General features: G+C 63.5%; 20 protein-coding genes. 10 read left to right on the forward strand and 10 right to left on the reverse strand.

From position 1 onward, the window contains the following. Positions 1 to 77: 77 nt before the first annotated feature. Positions 78 to 458, reverse strand: coding sequence for a MerR family transcriptional regulator (locus Q0601_RS11375; protein WP_305289945.1), 381 nt, complete (start codon positions 456 to 458; stop codon positions 78 to 80). Between the two features lie 144 nt (positions 459 to 602). Here Q0601_RS11375 and Q0601_RS11380 point away from each other — a divergent pair, with 144 nt between their 5' ends. The 3 genes from Q0601_RS11380 to Q0601_RS11390 are packed head-to-tail and all read left to right on the forward strand — an operon-like array spanning position 603 to position 2916. Beyond that, positions 603 to 1052: a PaaI family thioesterase gene (locus Q0601_RS11380; protein ID WP_305289946.1), complete on the forward strand. Its 450-nt coding sequence runs from the start codon at positions 603 to 605 to the stop codon at positions 1050 to 1052. 10 nt (positions 1053 to 1062) lie between these two features. Next, entirely contained in the window at positions 1063 to 1560 is a 498-nt protein-coding gene (locus Q0601_RS11385; RefSeq protein WP_119745538.1) for a PaaI family thioesterase, read from the forward strand. 39 nt (positions 1561 to 1599) lie between these two features. After that, positions 1600 to 2916, forward strand: coding sequence for an MATE family efflux transporter (locus Q0601_RS11390; protein ID WP_305289947.1), 1317 nt, complete (start codon positions 1600 to 1602; stop codon positions 2914 to 2916). Here Q0601_RS11390 and Q0601_RS11395 read toward each other — a convergent pair. The 3 genes from Q0601_RS11395 to Q0601_RS11405 form a co-directional block, all read right to left on the reverse strand. Continuing rightward, positions 2875 to 3066, reverse strand: coding sequence for a hypothetical protein (locus Q0601_RS11395; RefSeq protein ID WP_305289948.1), 192 nt, complete (start codon positions 3064 to 3066; stop codon positions 2875 to 2877). The genes Q0601_RS11390 and Q0601_RS11395 overlap by 42 nt on opposite strands. 140 nt (positions 3067 to 3206) lie before the next feature. Next, positions 3207 to 3851, reverse strand: a complete 645-nt coding sequence (locus Q0601_RS11400) for a Vgb family protein (RefSeq protein ID WP_305289949.1) — start codon at positions 3849 to 3851, stop codon at positions 3207 to 3209. 10 nt (positions 3852 to 3861) lie between these two features. Further along, positions 3862 to 5082 carry an HTH domain-containing protein gene (locus Q0601_RS11405; RefSeq protein ID WP_305289950.1) on the reverse strand — a complete coding sequence of 407 codons (1221 nt, stop codon included), beginning with the start codon at positions 5080 to 5082 and terminating at the stop codon, positions 3862 to 3864. Between the two features lie 91 nt (positions 5083 to 5173). Between Q0601_RS11405 and Q0601_RS11410 the strand changes: the two genes are divergently transcribed. Both Q0601_RS11410 and Q0601_RS11415 read left to right on the forward strand, forming a co-directional pair. Further along, positions 5174 to 5437, forward strand: coding sequence for a hypothetical protein (locus tag Q0601_RS11410; RefSeq protein ID WP_305289951.1), 264 nt, complete (start codon positions 5174 to 5176; stop codon positions 5435 to 5437). Further along, on the forward strand, positions 5434 to 6123 hold the full coding sequence (locus Q0601_RS11415; RefSeq protein ID WP_305289952.1) for a DUF899 domain-containing protein: 690 nt from the start codon (positions 5434 to 5436) through the stop codon (positions 6121 to 6123). Before Q0601_RS11410 ends, Q0601_RS11415 begins: the two co-directional genes overlap by 4 nt. Positions 6124 to 6138: 15 nt before the next feature. Here the strand turns inward: Q0601_RS11415 and Q0601_RS11420 are convergent, their stop codons facing one another. After that, complete coding sequence (locus Q0601_RS11420) at positions 6139 to 6498, reverse strand: ArsR/SmtB family transcription factor (protein WP_305289953.1); 360 nt, start codon at positions 6496 to 6498, stop codon at positions 6139 to 6141. Between the two features lie 49 nt (positions 6499 to 6547). Here Q0601_RS11420 and Q0601_RS11425 point away from each other — a divergent pair, with 49 nt between their 5' ends. Beyond that, positions 6548 to 6994 carry an SRPBCC family protein gene (locus Q0601_RS11425; protein ID WP_305289954.1) on the forward strand — a complete coding sequence of 149 codons (447 nt, stop codon included), beginning with the start codon at positions 6548 to 6550 and terminating at the stop codon, positions 6992 to 6994. Positions 6995 to 7274: 280 nt separating this feature from the next. On the opposite strand, the gene Q0601_RS11430 is transcribed toward Q0601_RS11425, so the two are convergent. From Q0601_RS11430 to exbB, 3 genes are read right to left on the reverse strand one after another with little or no spacing between them, the layout of a single operon-like run. Then, complete coding sequence (locus Q0601_RS11430; protein WP_305289955.1) at positions 7275 to 8174, reverse strand: TonB family protein; 900 nt, start codon at positions 8172 to 8174, stop codon at positions 7275 to 7277. Between the two features lie 17 nt (positions 8175 to 8191). Beyond that, the gene (exbD, locus tag Q0601_RS11435; RefSeq protein ID WP_305289956.1) at positions 8192 to 8689 is read right to left on the reverse strand and encodes a TonB system transport protein ExbD; all 498 of its coding nucleotides are present in this window, start codon (positions 8687 to 8689) and stop codon (positions 8192 to 8194) included. A gap of 3 nt (positions 8690 to 8692) precedes the next feature. Then, positions 8693 to 10024 (reverse strand): tonB-system energizer ExbB, encoded by a 1332-nt coding sequence (gene exbB, locus Q0601_RS11440; protein WP_305289957.1) that lies wholly within the window; start codon positions 10022 to 10024, stop codon positions 8693 to 8695. 377 nt (positions 10025 to 10401) lie between these two features. On the opposite strand from exbB, the gene Q0601_RS11445 reads away from it, so the two are divergent. From Q0601_RS11445 to Q0601_RS11455, 3 genes are read left to right on the forward strand one after another with little or no spacing between them, the layout of a single operon-like run. After that, the gene (locus Q0601_RS11445) at positions 10402 to 10725 is read left to right on the forward strand and encodes an ArsR/SmtB family transcription factor (RefSeq protein ID WP_305289958.1); all 324 of its coding nucleotides are present in this window, start codon (positions 10402 to 10404) and stop codon (positions 10723 to 10725) included. Beyond that, complete coding sequence (locus Q0601_RS11450; RefSeq protein ID WP_305289959.1) at positions 10722 to 11150, forward strand: SRPBCC family protein; 429 nt, start codon at positions 10722 to 10724, stop codon at positions 11148 to 11150. The genes Q0601_RS11445 and Q0601_RS11450 overlap by 4 nt, the downstream gene beginning before the upstream one ends. After that, positions 11147 to 11524, forward strand: a complete 378-nt coding sequence (locus Q0601_RS11455; RefSeq protein ID WP_305289960.1) for a DoxX family protein — start codon at positions 11147 to 11149, stop codon at positions 11522 to 11524. The genes Q0601_RS11450 and Q0601_RS11455 overlap by 4 nt, the downstream gene beginning before the upstream one ends. 75 nt (positions 11525 to 11599) lie before the next feature. Here Q0601_RS11455 and Q0601_RS11460 read toward each other — a convergent pair whose 3' ends face one another. Together Q0601_RS11460 and Q0601_RS11465 are read right to left on the reverse strand one after the other, a co-directional pair. Beyond that, on the reverse strand, positions 11600 to 12625 hold the full coding sequence (locus Q0601_RS11460) for a GlxA family transcriptional regulator (RefSeq protein ID WP_305289961.1): 1026 nt from the start codon (positions 12623 to 12625) through the stop codon (positions 11600 to 11602). Between the two features lie 137 nt (positions 12626 to 12762). Next, a complete protein-coding gene (locus Q0601_RS11465) occupies positions 12763 to 13656 on the reverse strand; it encodes a LysR family transcriptional regulator (protein WP_305289962.1) in 894 nt (297 codons plus the stop codon). A gap of 101 nt (positions 13657 to 13757) precedes the next feature. On the opposite strand from Q0601_RS11465, the gene Q0601_RS11470 reads away from it, so the two are divergent. Beyond that, positions 13758 to 14747 (forward strand): NAD(P)H-binding protein, encoded by a 990-nt coding sequence (locus Q0601_RS11470; protein WP_305289963.1) that lies wholly within the window; start codon positions 13758 to 13760, stop codon positions 14745 to 14747. Positions 14748 to 15049: the final 302 nt, after the last annotated feature.

Below are 15049 nucleotides of genomic sequence, written 5' to 3' on the forward strand. Positions count from 1 at the left end.
ACGTTCACGTAATCGAAACGCTGCGTCACAGTCCTGGATCCGTTTTGGCCCACTCCGGCCGGTTCCGTGGCGGAGGGTCAATCGGCTCCTTTCAGTTCATCGGCGGCCGTATTGCGCAAATCCTGCAAATCGGCGCGGACCGCCTGCAATTCCGCGATCTGATCTGCCAGAACGCGCAATTGCCGGTCGGCAAGTTCCAGCCACACCTGCAATTGTTCACGGCTGCCCTTCTGTTCATATATAAGCAACCATTGCCGAATCTCTTCCAGTGAAAAACCGAATCTCCGTCCCCGCAGGATCAGGGTCAGGCGGGCGGTTTCGCGGGGCCCGTAGAAGCGGGCGCGACCCTCTTTCCGGGGTTGAAGCAGCTCGATATACTCGTAATAACGCAATGTTCGCGGGGTGACGTCGAACTTCGCACACATTTCCTTGAAACTGATCTCCTGCTCGTTCGTCATTCACTCGCTCCCGGCATCTGCTTGCCTATGAGGCTATCCTGACGCAATTTGCATCTCAACCGAAAGGCGCAACCGATGCGCCATTGGCCCTGACCGGGAATCGTCCCGGGATATTCGGGGCTGCCAGACAAGGAGGTCCGGTCGATGGACGACACGGAAACTGCCAAAGCGGGGGATGCCGACCATACCCGGATCGCGCAGCAATTCATCGAGGCGATTCCCCATGCGCGGGCATTGCAGATGCGAATCGATGAGATCGGCGGCGGTCGTGCGGTGATCTCCATGCCCTGGGCCGAGCATCTGGTGGGCGATCCGCGCAGCGGGGTGGTTCATGGTGGCGTGATCTCGGCCCTGATGGATACCTGTTGCGGGGCGGCGGTGATGGCGGATGACAGCAAGCCCAGCTCGACCGCGACGATCGATCTGCGGATCGACTATATGCGGACGGCACGGCCGGGTCACAGGATCACCGCGCGGGCCGAAGTGTTTCACATGACCCGACGGGTCGCCTTCATGCGGGCGGTTGCGCTGGATGACGATGATGTCGGCAATCCGGTGGCGACCGCGACCGGCGCCTTCACGGCAGAGCGGTAGGGGCAGGGCGATGGATCGCAACGAACCCTTGGACCAGATCAAGTCCCGCCGCGATTCGGCATTGAAGGCGCTTGTTTCCGGCGTGCCCTATATGAACTGGCTGGGCATCCGCTTCGACCGGCGCGGGGATGAGTTGACGGCGGTGCTGCCGTTCGACCGGAAGCTGATCGGCAATCCGCATCTGCCTGCCCTGCATGGCGGCGTGACGGCGGCCTTTCTGGAGATGACCGCCATCGTCGAACTGGCATGGGCCGCGATGTGGGAGGATCTGGAATCGGGCCGGATCGCGCCCGATGCGGCGATGCCGGACAGTCTGCCGCGACTTCCCAAGACCATCGATTTCACCGTCGATTACCTTCGCTCGGGATTACCGCGCGACGCCTATGCCCGTGCCAATGTGGTACGGTCGGGGCGGCGCTACGCTTCGGTCCATGTCGAGGCGTGGCAGGATAACCGGTCGCGGCTGTTCGCTCAGGCGACTGGACATTTCCTGATGCCCCAGGGGTAATATCGGGAACGCCATGCCAAGGGGATTTACAGCACGGCCATGAAGATCACGCATCGGCGGGTTCTGAACATCGCCATTCCCATCGTCCTGTCCAATGTGACCGTCCCGCTTCTGGGATTGGTCGACACCGGTGTCGTGGGGCAGCTTGGGCGGGCCGAACCTATCGGCGCGGTCGGGATCGGCGCGGTGATCCTGACCTCGATCTACTGGATCTTCGGGTTCCTGCGGATGGGTACCTCGGGCCTTGTCGCGCAAAGTCACGGTGCGGGAGACGGGGCCGAGGCGGGGGCGCATCTGCTGCGCGCCCTGACCATCGCTGCCGCTGCGGGACTGGTGCTGATCCTGATACAACTGCCGGTCTTCTGGGCGGCGTTCCGGATCGCCCCGGCATCGGTCGAGGTCGAGGCGCTTGCCCGTGACTACCTGTCGATCCGGATCTGGGGGGCGCCCGCGACGATCGGGCTTTACGCCATAACCGGCTGGCTGATCGCCATCGAACGGACCGGGGCGGTTCTGGCGCTGCAATTGCTGCAGAACGGACTGAATGTCGCGCTTGATATCTGGTTCGTGCTGGGATTGGGCATGGGCGTTCCGGGTGTCGCGCTGGCGACCCTGATCGCCGAATGGAGCGGGATTCTGCTGGGCCTGTGGCTGGCCCGGCATGCGCTGCGCGCGGCGGTCATCGCGGCCCGCAACCTTGCCGTTCTGTTCGCCCGGGACAGGCTTGATCGCCTGCTGCGGGTGAATGGCGATATCATGGTCCGCTCGATGCTTTTGCAGGCCAGCATCACCAGCTTCCTGTTTCTTGGCGCCGCGCAGGGGGATGTGACGCTGGCCGCCAATCAGGTGCTGATCCAGTTTCTTGCGATTACCTCATTCGCTCTGGACGGGTTCGCCTTTGCCGCCGAAAGCCTTGTGGGGCAGGCTGTCGGCGCCCGCCGGGCCGCCGATGTGCGCCGGGCCTCGATCGTCACCTCGCAATGGGGCGTCGGCGGGGCGGTCATGCTTGGGCTGGTCTTCTGGCTTGGCGGGGGTGCGATCATCGACATGCTGACCACTTCGCCCGAGGTCCGCGAAGAGGCGCGTTTCTATCTGGTCTGGCTTGGGTTCGCCCCGGCCATCAGCGTGGCCAGCTATATGTATGACGGCATCTTCATCGGCGCCACCCTGACCCGCGAGATGCGAAAGGCGATGATGCAGGCGGTCGCGCTTTATGCGGTCGCGCTGCTGCTGTTGCCGCCGGTGATGGGCAATCATGGGCTATGGGCTGCCCTGATGATCCTGAATGCAACGCGCGGTGTGGCCATGGCGCGGCTATATGGCAGGGCGGAAATGGCGGCGGTGCGGGCTCCGTGACGGCCGGGGGCACTGCCCGTCGCAGGTTGGCCCCTTGAACCAGTGGCGCACCAACAGCTGGGGGGGGGGGGGGGGGGGGGGGGGGGGGGGGGGCGGCGGGGGGGGCGAGGGGCGGTCGCTGGTGGCCCCCTTGAACCTGGGGCCCACCATCCGGCGGGGGGCGCGGCCCCGGCACCCCCGAGGTATTTGGACAAAGAAGAAGGGGGGAAGCGAGGCCAAGCGGGCACGACACGCTCTGGACCATGGGAGCGGGGGCAGGATAGCAGGCCGGTGGAATATCCCGCCCGGTATTATTTCGCGGGGATATTTGCCTTTCCGGGGTGGCGGACAACCCTGAGCTTTCCGCCGTCGCTGCCGCAGAAGAACCGTTCATCGCCATCCGATTCCAGCCCCGAGACTCCGACACCTGCCGGCATTTCCAGCTGTTCCAGCACCTTGCCGGTCCCGGAGTCGATGCGCCGGATATCGCTTTTTCCATCCTGCCATGTGCCATGCCATAATTCCCCGTCGACCCAGGTGACGCCGGTGACGAAGCGATCGGATTCGATGACGCGCAGCACTGCCCCGCTATCGGGATCGACCTGATGGATCCTGCGGCCGCGGTGCTGGCCGACCCAAAGCATGCCCTCGGCCCATGCCAGCCCGGAATTGCCGCCTTCCGGGGCCGGGATCGTGCCCAGTACCTTGCCGTTATGAGGATCGATCCTGCGGATGACCGGCCCGGCGATCTGGTACAGATGCGTGCCGTCGAATGCGGTTCCGGCATCGGCTGGAATTTCCAGCGCGCGCAGAACCGTTCCGCTGTCGGGATCAAGCGCGTTCAGCCGGTCGCCGCTGGCGAACCAGACCTGATGCCCGTCGAAGGTCACGCCATGCACATCTTCGACGCCATGAAAGGGACCATATTCGCGGATGATTTCAGCCATATGTTTCATGGAACCCATCCTATCCTTTCGGCAGCGGAACCGGGAGTAACAAACTTGTCGGGAAACCCGGCACGTTTCGCGCGATCCAGCGGCGCGCCCTGCCATAGCCGAACCAATCGACCTGCCCCGCCTCTTTCAGTGCCTCCAGCCCGCGCAGCACGGTACGGGGGCTGACATCCAGCGCGAGCGCCAGCGCCGAACTCGACCAGGCCTCGCCATCGGCAAGCAGCGCCAGCAGCGCGGCATGTTCCCCCTCGACCGGCGGGGCGAGCACGGCGATCTTCCGCGCGTCACGGGGTTCCACTACGAAACCCCGGCTGGTCGCCTTTACCCCGGCCAGTGGTTTCAGCAGCCCGCGCAACCGCCCGATCTCGACCCGCAGCCTTGCGCGGTGCGATTCGTCCACATGGCGCGCGCGAAAGGCATGCAAAAGCAGCGCCTCGCGCGTGGCGTCGCGGGGCCACGCCTCGGCCAGTTTGCGCAGCAGAGCAAGCAGTACGGGGCGCCCGGCAAGCGGGATCACAGTTGTGCCGCATCGAAGGACATTGCGGCAGATATCTACAAGCAGCATGTCAGTGGAGATCAAGGCTTCCACCTTGGCCAGACTCAGCAGCCGGTCACCCCCGTTTTCGATCAACTGCGCGGCCGGAGCATCGAACGCGGCGCGTGCCTGCGCCACCTCGGCCACCAGCGCGGCGATGCCTGTTTCCTGCGCGGCCCGAGCAGCCCGGTTCAGTGCCGCCCGCGCTTCCCCGGTCCGGATGCGCCGCATGGCGATACCCGCCGCAACCAGCCAATAGCCGGGACGTGACGCGGCGGGCAACGCATCGCACTCCAGCGTATCGCAACGTTGTTCGGCATCATCGGGACGCCCGGTCAACAGCAGCAGCCGGGCCTGAAGACAGGCGGCATGGGCGGCATTCGCCCGGTCGGCATGAGCCTCCAGCACCGTCTGCGCCGTGCCAAGCGCCCGCAACGCAGCGACCAGATCGCGCGTAACCAATGCGATCTCGGCGCTGGCCAGAATGCAGCGGGCGCGGGCCACGGGGTCCCTTGTGCCAAACCCGCGCGAGGCGGCCCGCAGCAATTCCCGCGCCCGTGCCAGATCGCCCAGTTGCGCCATGGCGGTGCCGCGCAGCGCCAGCGCGGGCGGGTCGTCGCGCAAGGCGATCCGCTTCAGTGCCGACAGCGCATCGCCCCTTGCCAGAGACTGCGCCGCAGAGGCAATCAGCCCGTCCATCGAAATCCCGTCACGCTTGTTACTCTCACCCGGCTTCCGTCCTGTCGTAGATTTCTCCCTATTCAGCAGATCATCGGACGGAGGGTGCAAAATGACAACGCTTTCGACGGCAGGAACGTCCGGCGCGGCAGGCTGGCTGACCCTTGCGGCCACGCCGGGCTTCGCCTTTATGGCCGGGATCACCTCGACGGATATGAATGCGCTCTGCCTGTCGGATCCGGGCATGCTGCCGATGAATGGCATGACCACGATTTATCTGCTGATGAGCCTGTTTCACCTGCCGCCCTGGCTAAGACTGCTGTCGGGCCGCAAGGGAACAGATTGTCACGCCAATCCTACAGGAGATCGATCATGACACATCCCGTCGTTTCACGCGAAGACTGGCTGACGGCCCGCAAGGCGCTGCTGGCCAAAGAGCGCGACATGACCCATCAGCTTGACGCGCTGCGTGCCGAGCGCAGGCGGATGCCATGGGTCCATATCGACAAACCCTATCGTTTCGAAGGCCCCAAAGGCGAGTGCGGGCTTGGCGATCTTTTCGGTGATCGCGATCAGCTTGCCATCTATCATTTCATGCTGACACCGGGATCGGATCATATCTGCTCGGGCTGTTGTTTCGTCGCGGATCATATCGATGCGGCCCGGCAGCATTTCGAGCAGGCGGATCTGGCCTTCGCGGCGGTTTCCCGCGCGCCGCTTCAGCAGATCGAAAAGGTCAGGCGGCGGATGGGCTGGAGCTTTCCGTGGGTGTCGTCGGGGGAGGGCGATTTCAACTATGATTTCGGCGTTTCCTTCACCAAGGCGGACCGCGCGGCCGGGCGGGCCATCTACAATTACGGCTCGGTCATTCAGAACAGCCCGGACATGTTCGGAATCAGCATTTTCACAAAGGATAAGAAGGGGGAAATCTTCCACAGTTATTCAACCTATCATCGCGGTGTCGAACTGGTGATGGGTGCGTTCAACTGGCTTGACCTGACCCCAAAGGGCCGCAATGAAAACGGCGCGATGAGCTGGCTGAAGCTGCATGACGAATATTGAACCGGATGGGCCGCGTTATTCCGGCAGGACCTCATCCCGGTCCTGCCGCTGCGGGTTTTCCGATGCCTGCCTGATTTCGCTGAGCATATTGACCGCATAGGCGGCATAACGGCCGATCCAGCGTTCATTCAGGGCGTGGATCGGCAGGGCGTCGAGGTGATTCCATCTTTCGCGGCCCCGTCTTTCGACGATGATCAATCCGGCCGTTTCCAGCACCCGCAGATGTTGCATGACCGTGCAGCGATCCAGTTGCGGCAACGCTTCGCACAGTGCGCCGGTGGTTTTCGGCCCCGCCTTCAGCAGGTCCAGCATTTGCCGGCGTGCCCGGTGCCCCAGCGCCTTGAACAGCGCGTCATCCTGATCTTCGATTGACATGTTATAATTATATAACATAATAGAGCGCGGGACAAGGAGAATCATCGCTATGGAACTGAAATTTACGGTTAGTGGCCGGATATCGAAGCCGGTCGACGAGGTGTTCGAGACTGTGGTGAACCCGGACAGGTTATCGAAATTCTTCACCACCGGCGGCGCGAAGGGCCGTCTGGACACTGGCGCGGAAGTGACCTGGGATTTCCATGATTTCCCCGGCGCCTTCCCGGTGCTGGTACAAGAGGTCGTACCCAACGAACGGATCGTCCTGCAATGGGAGGTCGAGGGCAGTCCTGATAGCTGGACCACCGTGACCATGACCTTCCAGCCGCTGGAGGAGGGGCGCACATTGGTGCGGATCAGCGAATATGGCTGGCCCGATACCGAGACCGGCCTGAAGGGCTGTCTGGGCAATTGCGAAGGCTGGACCGGTATGATTTGCGCGATGAAGGCGTGGATGGAGCACGGTATCAACCTGCGCGACGGTTTCTATAAATAGCTTCGATCGCCAATCTGCCGTCCGGTCGGGAGGAAATGTTTCTGTCGAACCTGGCGGTTTCCGGGATTATCCACGCTAGAATGCGCCGTACTAAATCGGAAACGCCGGTTACTTGTGTCCCGCGGTGACCCCCTGAGGTATTTGGACAAAGAAGAAGCAGGGGGAGGGGAAGCGAATCCGGGTGGGGGAAGCTGTGGTCTGACGGAAGCTGCCGCCGGGGAATTTGTCGGGAGGAATCAACGCACCCGCCCCGCGCAGCATTCGTGCGGGGCAGGGCTGGTTACTGGGCAATCCGGATCGGCAGGGCGAAGCTATAGGAAGCGTCGGTCAGTCCGGCCGGTGCAGGTGGGCAGCGACCGGCGCGCTGTGCCGCCTGCAATGCTGCCTGATCCAGTTCGGGCAGACCGGAAGACCCGGCCACGCCCTGAACCTGCACAGTGCCGCTGCGCGATACTGCCAATGCCAGCGTGACGGTGCCGCCGTTGCGCACTCCGCGCGGCAGACGCGCCCGCCGCTGAATGCAGGCGCCGATGCTGCCGCCCCACTGCTGAAGCAGATTTGCCTCCTGTTGCGGGCTGATGCCGCTGGCGCCCTGTCCGGCTGCGCCCTGCGGGGCCTGTTGACCCGCCGGCTGCGGGGCGGGTTGCTGTTGCGGTTCCGGTGCCTGCTGCGTCTGACGCTGCGGTTCCGGTTCACGACGGGGTTCGGGCTCTGGCTGCGGCTCGGGTTCCGGCTCTGGCTCGGGCGGGCGGCGCATCGGGCGAGTCGACGCGCTGAGTGTCAGTTCCGGAGTCGATTCCACCTCGGGCGGAGTCGCTTCCTCTTCCTGCGGTTCGGGAAACAACTCGCTGAAATCCTCGATCGGCTCCAGTTCCTGAAGCGGCGGCAGTTCGACCGCTTCGGATTCGGGCTCCGGCTCGGGCTCGGGCTCGGGTTCCGGCTCGGCCTCGGGCTCTTCGGGTTCGGTCTCTTCCACCGTCTGTTCGGCAGCGGGGGCCTCGGCCGGTTCGGGGGCGGGCATCAGATCGACAAAGACCGGTTCGGGCAGACCCGGAGGGGCTGCCGCTTCGGCCTGACGGGTGACCCAGACCCCAAAGGCGATATGCGCCGCCAGAACCAGAACACCGGCGGCGCCCCATAACGCGGTTTCGCGCGTGATGACCGAGGCGCGTTCGCTCATGGCGTGGCCACTCGGAGTCACGGGGGGGATGGGGCGGGGGGGGCGGAATCGGGGGTCGTCGCGGCAGGTGCGGCGTCCTGGGGTGAGGCGGGAGCCGCGCCGTTTTCCAGACCGACCAGCGCGATCTTCAGGTAGCCGGTGTCACGCATCGTGTTCATCACCTCCATGAGATCGCCATAAGGCACCTCCTTGTCGGCGCGCAGAAAGATGCGCTCTTCCTTGTTGCTTTCGGTCACCGCGTCCAGCGCCTGTCCCAGACGGGCCACCGGCACGTCGTCATTCCCGATATTCAGCGTCATGTCGGGTTTCACCGTCACATAGACCGGTTGATCGGGGCGCTGCTGCGGGGTTGCGTTCGAGACCGGCAGATCGACATTCACATCCACTGTCGCCAGCGGCGCGGCGACCATGAAGATGATCAGCAGCACCAGCATGACGTCGATGAAGGGCGTGACGTTGATCTCATGATTCTCGACCAGATCGTCGCCCTGGGATTCGCGGATACCGCCAGCCATGGCCTAGGCCTCCGTTGCTGATGCCGCGACCGGCGCGATGCCACGGAAATCCAGGTCGCGGCTGACCAGACGGCGCACGCCGGCGGCGGCATTCGCGAGGCGCAGGCGATAGCCGGCAATGGCGCGGGCGAAGACGTTATAGATGACCACGGCGGGAATGGCGGCGATAAGGCCCAGAGCGGTGGCCAGCAGCGCTTCGGCGATACCCGGCGCCACGACGGCAAGATTTGTGGTCTGCGCTTCCGAGATGCCGATGAAGCTGTTCATGATCCCCCAGACGGTCCCGAACAGACCGACGAAGGGCGCGGTCGAGCCGATCGTGGCCAGAATGCCGGTTCCACGGGCCATGCCGCGGCCGGCAACGGCCTCGATGCGTTCGAGATGCGAATCGACGCGCTCTTTGATCCCGTCATTGCCGGCCTGATCGAAGGCTGGGGCCGACTGATCGTATTCCTGCGATGCGGCGCGGATCATCCGAGAGACGGGATCGCGGCGGCGACCGGCCGCGGCAAGTGCGGCGGGCAGGTTGGCAGAGCGTCCGATGCGGTTGATGCCCGACTGGACATTCGCGCCCGCGCGCCACAGTTCCAGCAGCTTCACCACAAAGACCGTCCATGTGACGACCGAGGCGAAGGCCAGACCGATCATCACCGCCTTCACCACCCAGTCGGCGGCCAGAAACATGCCGACGGGCGACAGGTCATGCGGCAGGTTCGGATCACGCTCGGGCGTGTTCAGGATGGGGGACAGCGCGTCATGAATGGATTGCGGCAGGAAGCCGGGATCCTCGGCGGGCGCTTCTGCGGGCGCATCGGTGGCCGGGCTGCCGGCTGCGGGTGCCTCTGTTCCGGCGCCCGTTTCGGTGGTGGAGGCATCTGCGGCTGGCGCGTCCGAAGCCGGTGTCTCTGCCCCGGCGTCCGTTTCGCCGGGGGTATCCGCCGGTTGTTCCTCTGACGCTGGTTCGTCGGGCGTTGCCGGTTCCCCGGATGTGGTCGCGCCGTCAGCCTCCGCGCCGTCAGCCGCCGCGTCGGCCGGGGTTTCGGCCGCAGGTGTTTCCGCTTCGCCAGAGCCGGTGTCAGCCTCTTCTGCGGTCCCGGTCCCGGTCCCGGCCCCGGTCTCGGACGAGCCTGCCTCGGCGTCATCGGTCGGCGTCCCGGTCGTCTCGCCTGCGGGGGCCGCGGCTTCGGGGGTTTCGGTCTCAGGCGTTGTCTGGACCTGCGTCTCGGTCTGCGGAGCAGCCGGGGTGGTATCCTGCGCAAGGCCGGGCGCTGCGATCAGGCAGGCAAGCGTTGCAACGATCCCCGCGCTCAAACGCGGCAGCGGCTTATGGTTCATGACGTTCCTTGTCTCTTTCCCGCATTCGGACTTGCCGCAGGCTGTTGGGATAAAGGCGGCCGTGAAACAACCCTAACCCTGGCGCGACTCGCGCCGGGTATCGAACGTCAGGGTAAAATTGTCAACTATTGCTCTGAGCGAATATCATCCGGGAATGGCCATCATCCTGCCGGATGTCTTCGGCGGCGGCGGAAAAATGCACGAATTTCCCACATGCAGAAGTTCAGCTTGACAGTGGCGAAGGGAAGGCTGCGAGTCGCGGGTGTTATGTGCCGAGAGGCGAGCGGGGAATGGCTTTTAATATGGTCTGTCCGCTGCCGGTTGACATCAATAGCCATTCGGTTATATGAATTACATAGCCAAACGGTTATGGAACAATGTCCCAGTCCCGGAACGAAGTTTTCAGATCCCTCGCCGACCCGACGCGACGGGCGATTTTCGAGCGGCTGTGCCGCGACGGTGCGCAATCGGTCAGCACCATCACTGCGCAGGCGGCAATCTCGCAACCGGCGGTGTCGAAGCATCTGCGCATCCTGAAGGGCTCTGGTCTGGTGCAGGGGACCATTCACGGGCGCGAGACATTGTACCGGGCCGATGTCGCGGCGCTGGCGCCGTTGCAGAACTGGGTGCGCGAGATGACCGGCTTCTGGGACGAGAAATTCGACAAGCTTGAAGACCTGCTGAAACGGATGGACAGATGATGGATGAACACAGGGGCGAAGGTTCCGTCGTGGTCGAGCGCGAGTTTCGCTGCCGACCGGATTTGCTGTGGAGGGCACTGACGGAGCCGCATCTGATCGCGGAATGGCTGATGCAAAACGATTTCCTGCCGCAGATGGGGCATCGCTTCAGCCTGACCGCGGATTGGGGCAGCGTGTCCTGCGAAGTGCAGGTCATCGAGCCGAATGAAAGACTGTCCTATCGCTGGGATACGAAGGATTTGCACAGCGTCGTGACCTGGACGCTTGTGCCGACGGCGGCGGGCACGCTGTTGCGGATGGAACAGGTCGGATTCCAGCCTCAGCAGACCGCATATCACCGGGGCGCAATGGCGGGCTGGCCGCGTTTTCTGGACGCACTGGAGAAAGTCGTGGCCCGGATCGCAGAACAGGGGGAAGGGCAATGAATATCATCCTTTGGGTTTTGCAGGTCGTTCTGGCGATACATACGGCGATAGGTGCCTTCTGGAAATTCTCGAACTCCACAGAGATGGTGCCGTCGCTGAAGGCGATGCCGAATAGCGTCTGGATGTCGCTGATCGGCATCGAGCTGCTATGCGCTGCAGGGCTGGTCTTGCCCGCGATCAACCGGCAATGGGGCATGCTGGTGCCTTTGGCGGCGATCGTTATCGCGCTGGAGATGGTGCTGTTCACCATTCTTCACCTGCGCTCTGGCCAGACCACGCATGGGGAGATCGTCTACTGGCTCTGCGTCGCGGCGATCTGTCTCTTCATTGCCTATGGACGAAGCGTTGTCGCACCGCTGGGGGCGGCGGCATAAACAGGGCTGCCGCTACGGGGATGCGTCACCCGCGACCGGTTGCGGCGAGGTGGGGCAGAGCCTGTCCGGCCGGCGTCACCCGAAATTCGAAAATTTCGAGGGCGATACGCCATATTTCTTGCGAAACGCCTTGGCGAAATGCGAGGATGACGAATAGCCGCAGGCAAGGGCGACATCCATTACCGACATATTCGTTTCCGACAACAGTATCCGCGCCTTTCTTAGCCGCGTATTATTGCGGTAATCCATGGGCGTTATGCCCAGATGCTGACGGAACAGGCGCTGTATCTGCCGAAGAGTGACGCCGGAATAGGCCGCGCATTCGGCCAGATTGAACTCTTCATCCACATGCGCCTCGATGAACTCTACCGCGCGCACCAGATACTCGTTCCGGGTTCCTAACCTTGCGGCAATGGAAATGACTTGCGGATCCTCGGCGGTTCGTCTGTGGGTCAGAAGGCACATATTCATTGCGGCCTGACCAAGCTCTGCGCCGCAATGATCGTTGATCAGCCTTAATGCGATCTCGGCCGCGGCGATGCCGCCGGCGCAGGTGATCAGGCGGTTGTCTATGCAATAGCTGCGCTCGACCGGATCCAGATCGGGATAGGCTTCGCGGAAACCGGGAATATTCTCCCAGTGCAGGGTGAATTTCCTGCCCTTGAGGATGCCCGCTTCGGCAAGGACATAGGCGCCGCTGCACAGGCTGCCGACCGTGTGGCCATGACGCCATTGCGCGCGCAGCCAATCGGCGATCACGGCCGAACTTGTGCTTTCGGGCTCGACCCCGCCGCAGACGAAGACATAGCCGGGCGCAGATCGCTGCGGCAATGCCCCGTCCGGGATGATCACGACCCCGTTGGATGCCACGACCGCCTCGCCATTTTCCGAGAAAATCTGCCACTCGAACAGGTTGCTGCCCGAAAGCTGGTTCGCGGCCCTGAGCGGCTCGATCGCGGAGGTCAGGGCAAGCATGGTGAATTTCGGCACCAGCACGAAATTCACCAGAACCGGTTCGTCCCGGCGCGGGGTATCGACATGCGCCACGCCATGAGAAACGAAGCGGTTCGCAGAGGAACGCCGGGTCACCTGTTCAGTCATCTTCAACGCTTTTCCTGCATTGCCTGTTCACGTCACGACAAGACATGATGGCATGCCCGCAAGAAAAGTGGGATAGGTCATCGGTCATTCTTTATGCGCGTGTTTCGTGCCGGTATGAGCAGGGCCTGCCCCGATCCTTACCGGGCTTTTGAAATCATTCTGAACGCATCGGCCAAACTGTCAAAGACCGCGCGCACGCGTGGAACCCGGGACAGGTTCTCATGCGTCACGATCCAGGTATCGAGCCGGATGATCTCGAAATCGGGCAAGAGGCGGACAAGATTCGGATCGGCTGTGGCGGTCGGAACCTGCACCGCCGCGATGCCAAGCCCGGCACGCAGCGCGGCCAGTTGCGCGGGGTGGCTGTCGGTGCGCAGCACCATGCGCTCCCGGATGGCACCCATGCCTGAACTGTCGATCAGGGCAAGATCGCTGCGCGACCGGTCTGGCCCGATGAAATCATGCGCGGCAAGCTCGGCGATATCGGCGGGCAGGCCGCGCCGGGTGACATATTCCCGCGATGCGAACAGCCCCAGGGGAATCGACGCGACCTTGCGGGCAACCAGTGCGCCCAGCGTCGGTGCTATGGTTCGCACGGCCAGATCGACTTCCTGCGCCAGAAGATCCGCCTGAATATTGCTAAGCGACAATTCGATCCGAATAGCCGGATATTCCCGGTGCAGGCGCGCCAGCATGGCGGGGATCACCTCGATCCCCATAAAGTCCGGCACGCTGATGCGCACGGTGCCGGCAATCTGCCCGGCAGGGGCAGACGCCGCGCGCACGAACAGTTCCGATGCCATCGCCATGGCCCGCGCGGGATCGCGCAGAGTCTGGGCCGTTTCCGTGGGGGTCAGGCCATTGACCGACCGGGTGAACAGGACCGCGCCCAGCCGCCTCTCAAGCGTTTCGATACGGGCGCGCACGGTCGGATGCGACAAGCCCAGCCGGCGGGCGGCGGCCGACAGGCTGCCCTCTTCCAGGACCGCCAGAAAGATTCGCTGATCGTCCCATGAAATCATATTGCTCATAAATTTCTTTCTAGCAACTGTTGAATTTCTTGCAATTCCTTTTCATGCTTTCCCAAAGCATGCTGCCCCTATCGCAACAGATGCAGATCAGGAGACGCATGATGGAACAGAACAGAACGGCGCTTGTATTGGGCGCCACGGGCGGCATCGGAGGCGGCATTGCCAAGGCGCTGTGCCGCCACGGCTGGCAGGTTCGCGGATTGGCCCGCGATCTTGCCGCTGCCCGCAGCCGGGGGCCGGCGCATGTCGAATGGATCAAGGGCGATGCGATGCGGGGCGCGGATGTCATCCGCGCGGCACATGGCGTTTCCGTCATCGTTCATGCGGTGAACCCGCCGGGCTACCGGAACTGGGACCGGCTTGTCCTGCCCATGATCGACAATACCATCGCCGCGGCGCGGGCTGCGGGCGGGGCGCGGATCGCTCTGCCCGGCACGATCTACAATTTCGATCCTGCGAAGACCCCGGTCATCAGCGAAATCAGCCCCCAGCACCCGCAAAGCCGCAAGGGCGCGATACGTGTCGAACTGGAAGAGCGGTTAAGACAAGCTGCGCCGGACGTTCCGTCGCTGATCCTGCGCGCCGGTGACTTCTTTGGTCCGGGCATGCGGGCAAGCTGGTTCGCGCAGGCAATGGTTTCGGCCGGCAATCCGCTGAAGCGCATTATCAATCCGGCGCGGGGGGCCGGGCATAGCTGGGCCTATCTGCCCGATCTGGCCGAAACCTTCGCCCGGTTGCTTGACCTGCCCGAGCGTCTGAAACCCTTCGAGATGTTACAGTTTGAGGGCATTTACGACGCGGACGGACAGCAGATGATCAGGGCGATCCGCAACGCGGCGGGGCGTCGGCTGCCGGTCTATGGCTTTCCCTGGTGGCTTATTTCGCTGGCGGCACCCTTAGGCGGCTTCCCGCGCGAGGCGGCCGAAATCGCCCCTTATTGGAAATACCCGATCCGCCTCGACAACAGCCGCCTGACCGGTCTGCTGGGCAATGAACCGCATACTTCTCCTGAGATCGCCGTGCGTAATTCGCTTGCCGTCCTTGGTTGCCTCGAGGCACGGGCGGTTCTGCCTGCGCCGCAAGAACAATAAGCGCGAGAGCGTGACTGGTTTGAAACCCTGCCCGGACGATGGGTAACCGGCATCAGACCCTGAGCGCTCAGTCGGCGGGCACCAAAAGAAATCCCCGCCCACACTCCAGAACACGGTTGCTGAAGCATGTTGCGCCCGCCCGGATCGCTTTCTCTCCCTCTTCTTCTTTGTCCAAATACCTCGGGGGTGCGGGGGCGGCGCCCCCCGCCCACCCGGGGCGCCAATAAACCCCATTTTAGCTTAAGCGCGCCACCGTCTAGCCGTGCCTGATGGTGTTTGGGGGGGTGGGTTCGGGGGGGGCG

It is taken from the genome of Paracoccus wurundjeri, assembly GCF_030678915.1.
In the GTDB taxonomy this organism is placed as follows: domain Bacteria; phylum Pseudomonadota; class Alphaproteobacteria; order Rhodobacterales; family Rhodobacteraceae; genus Paracoccus; species Paracoccus onubensis_A.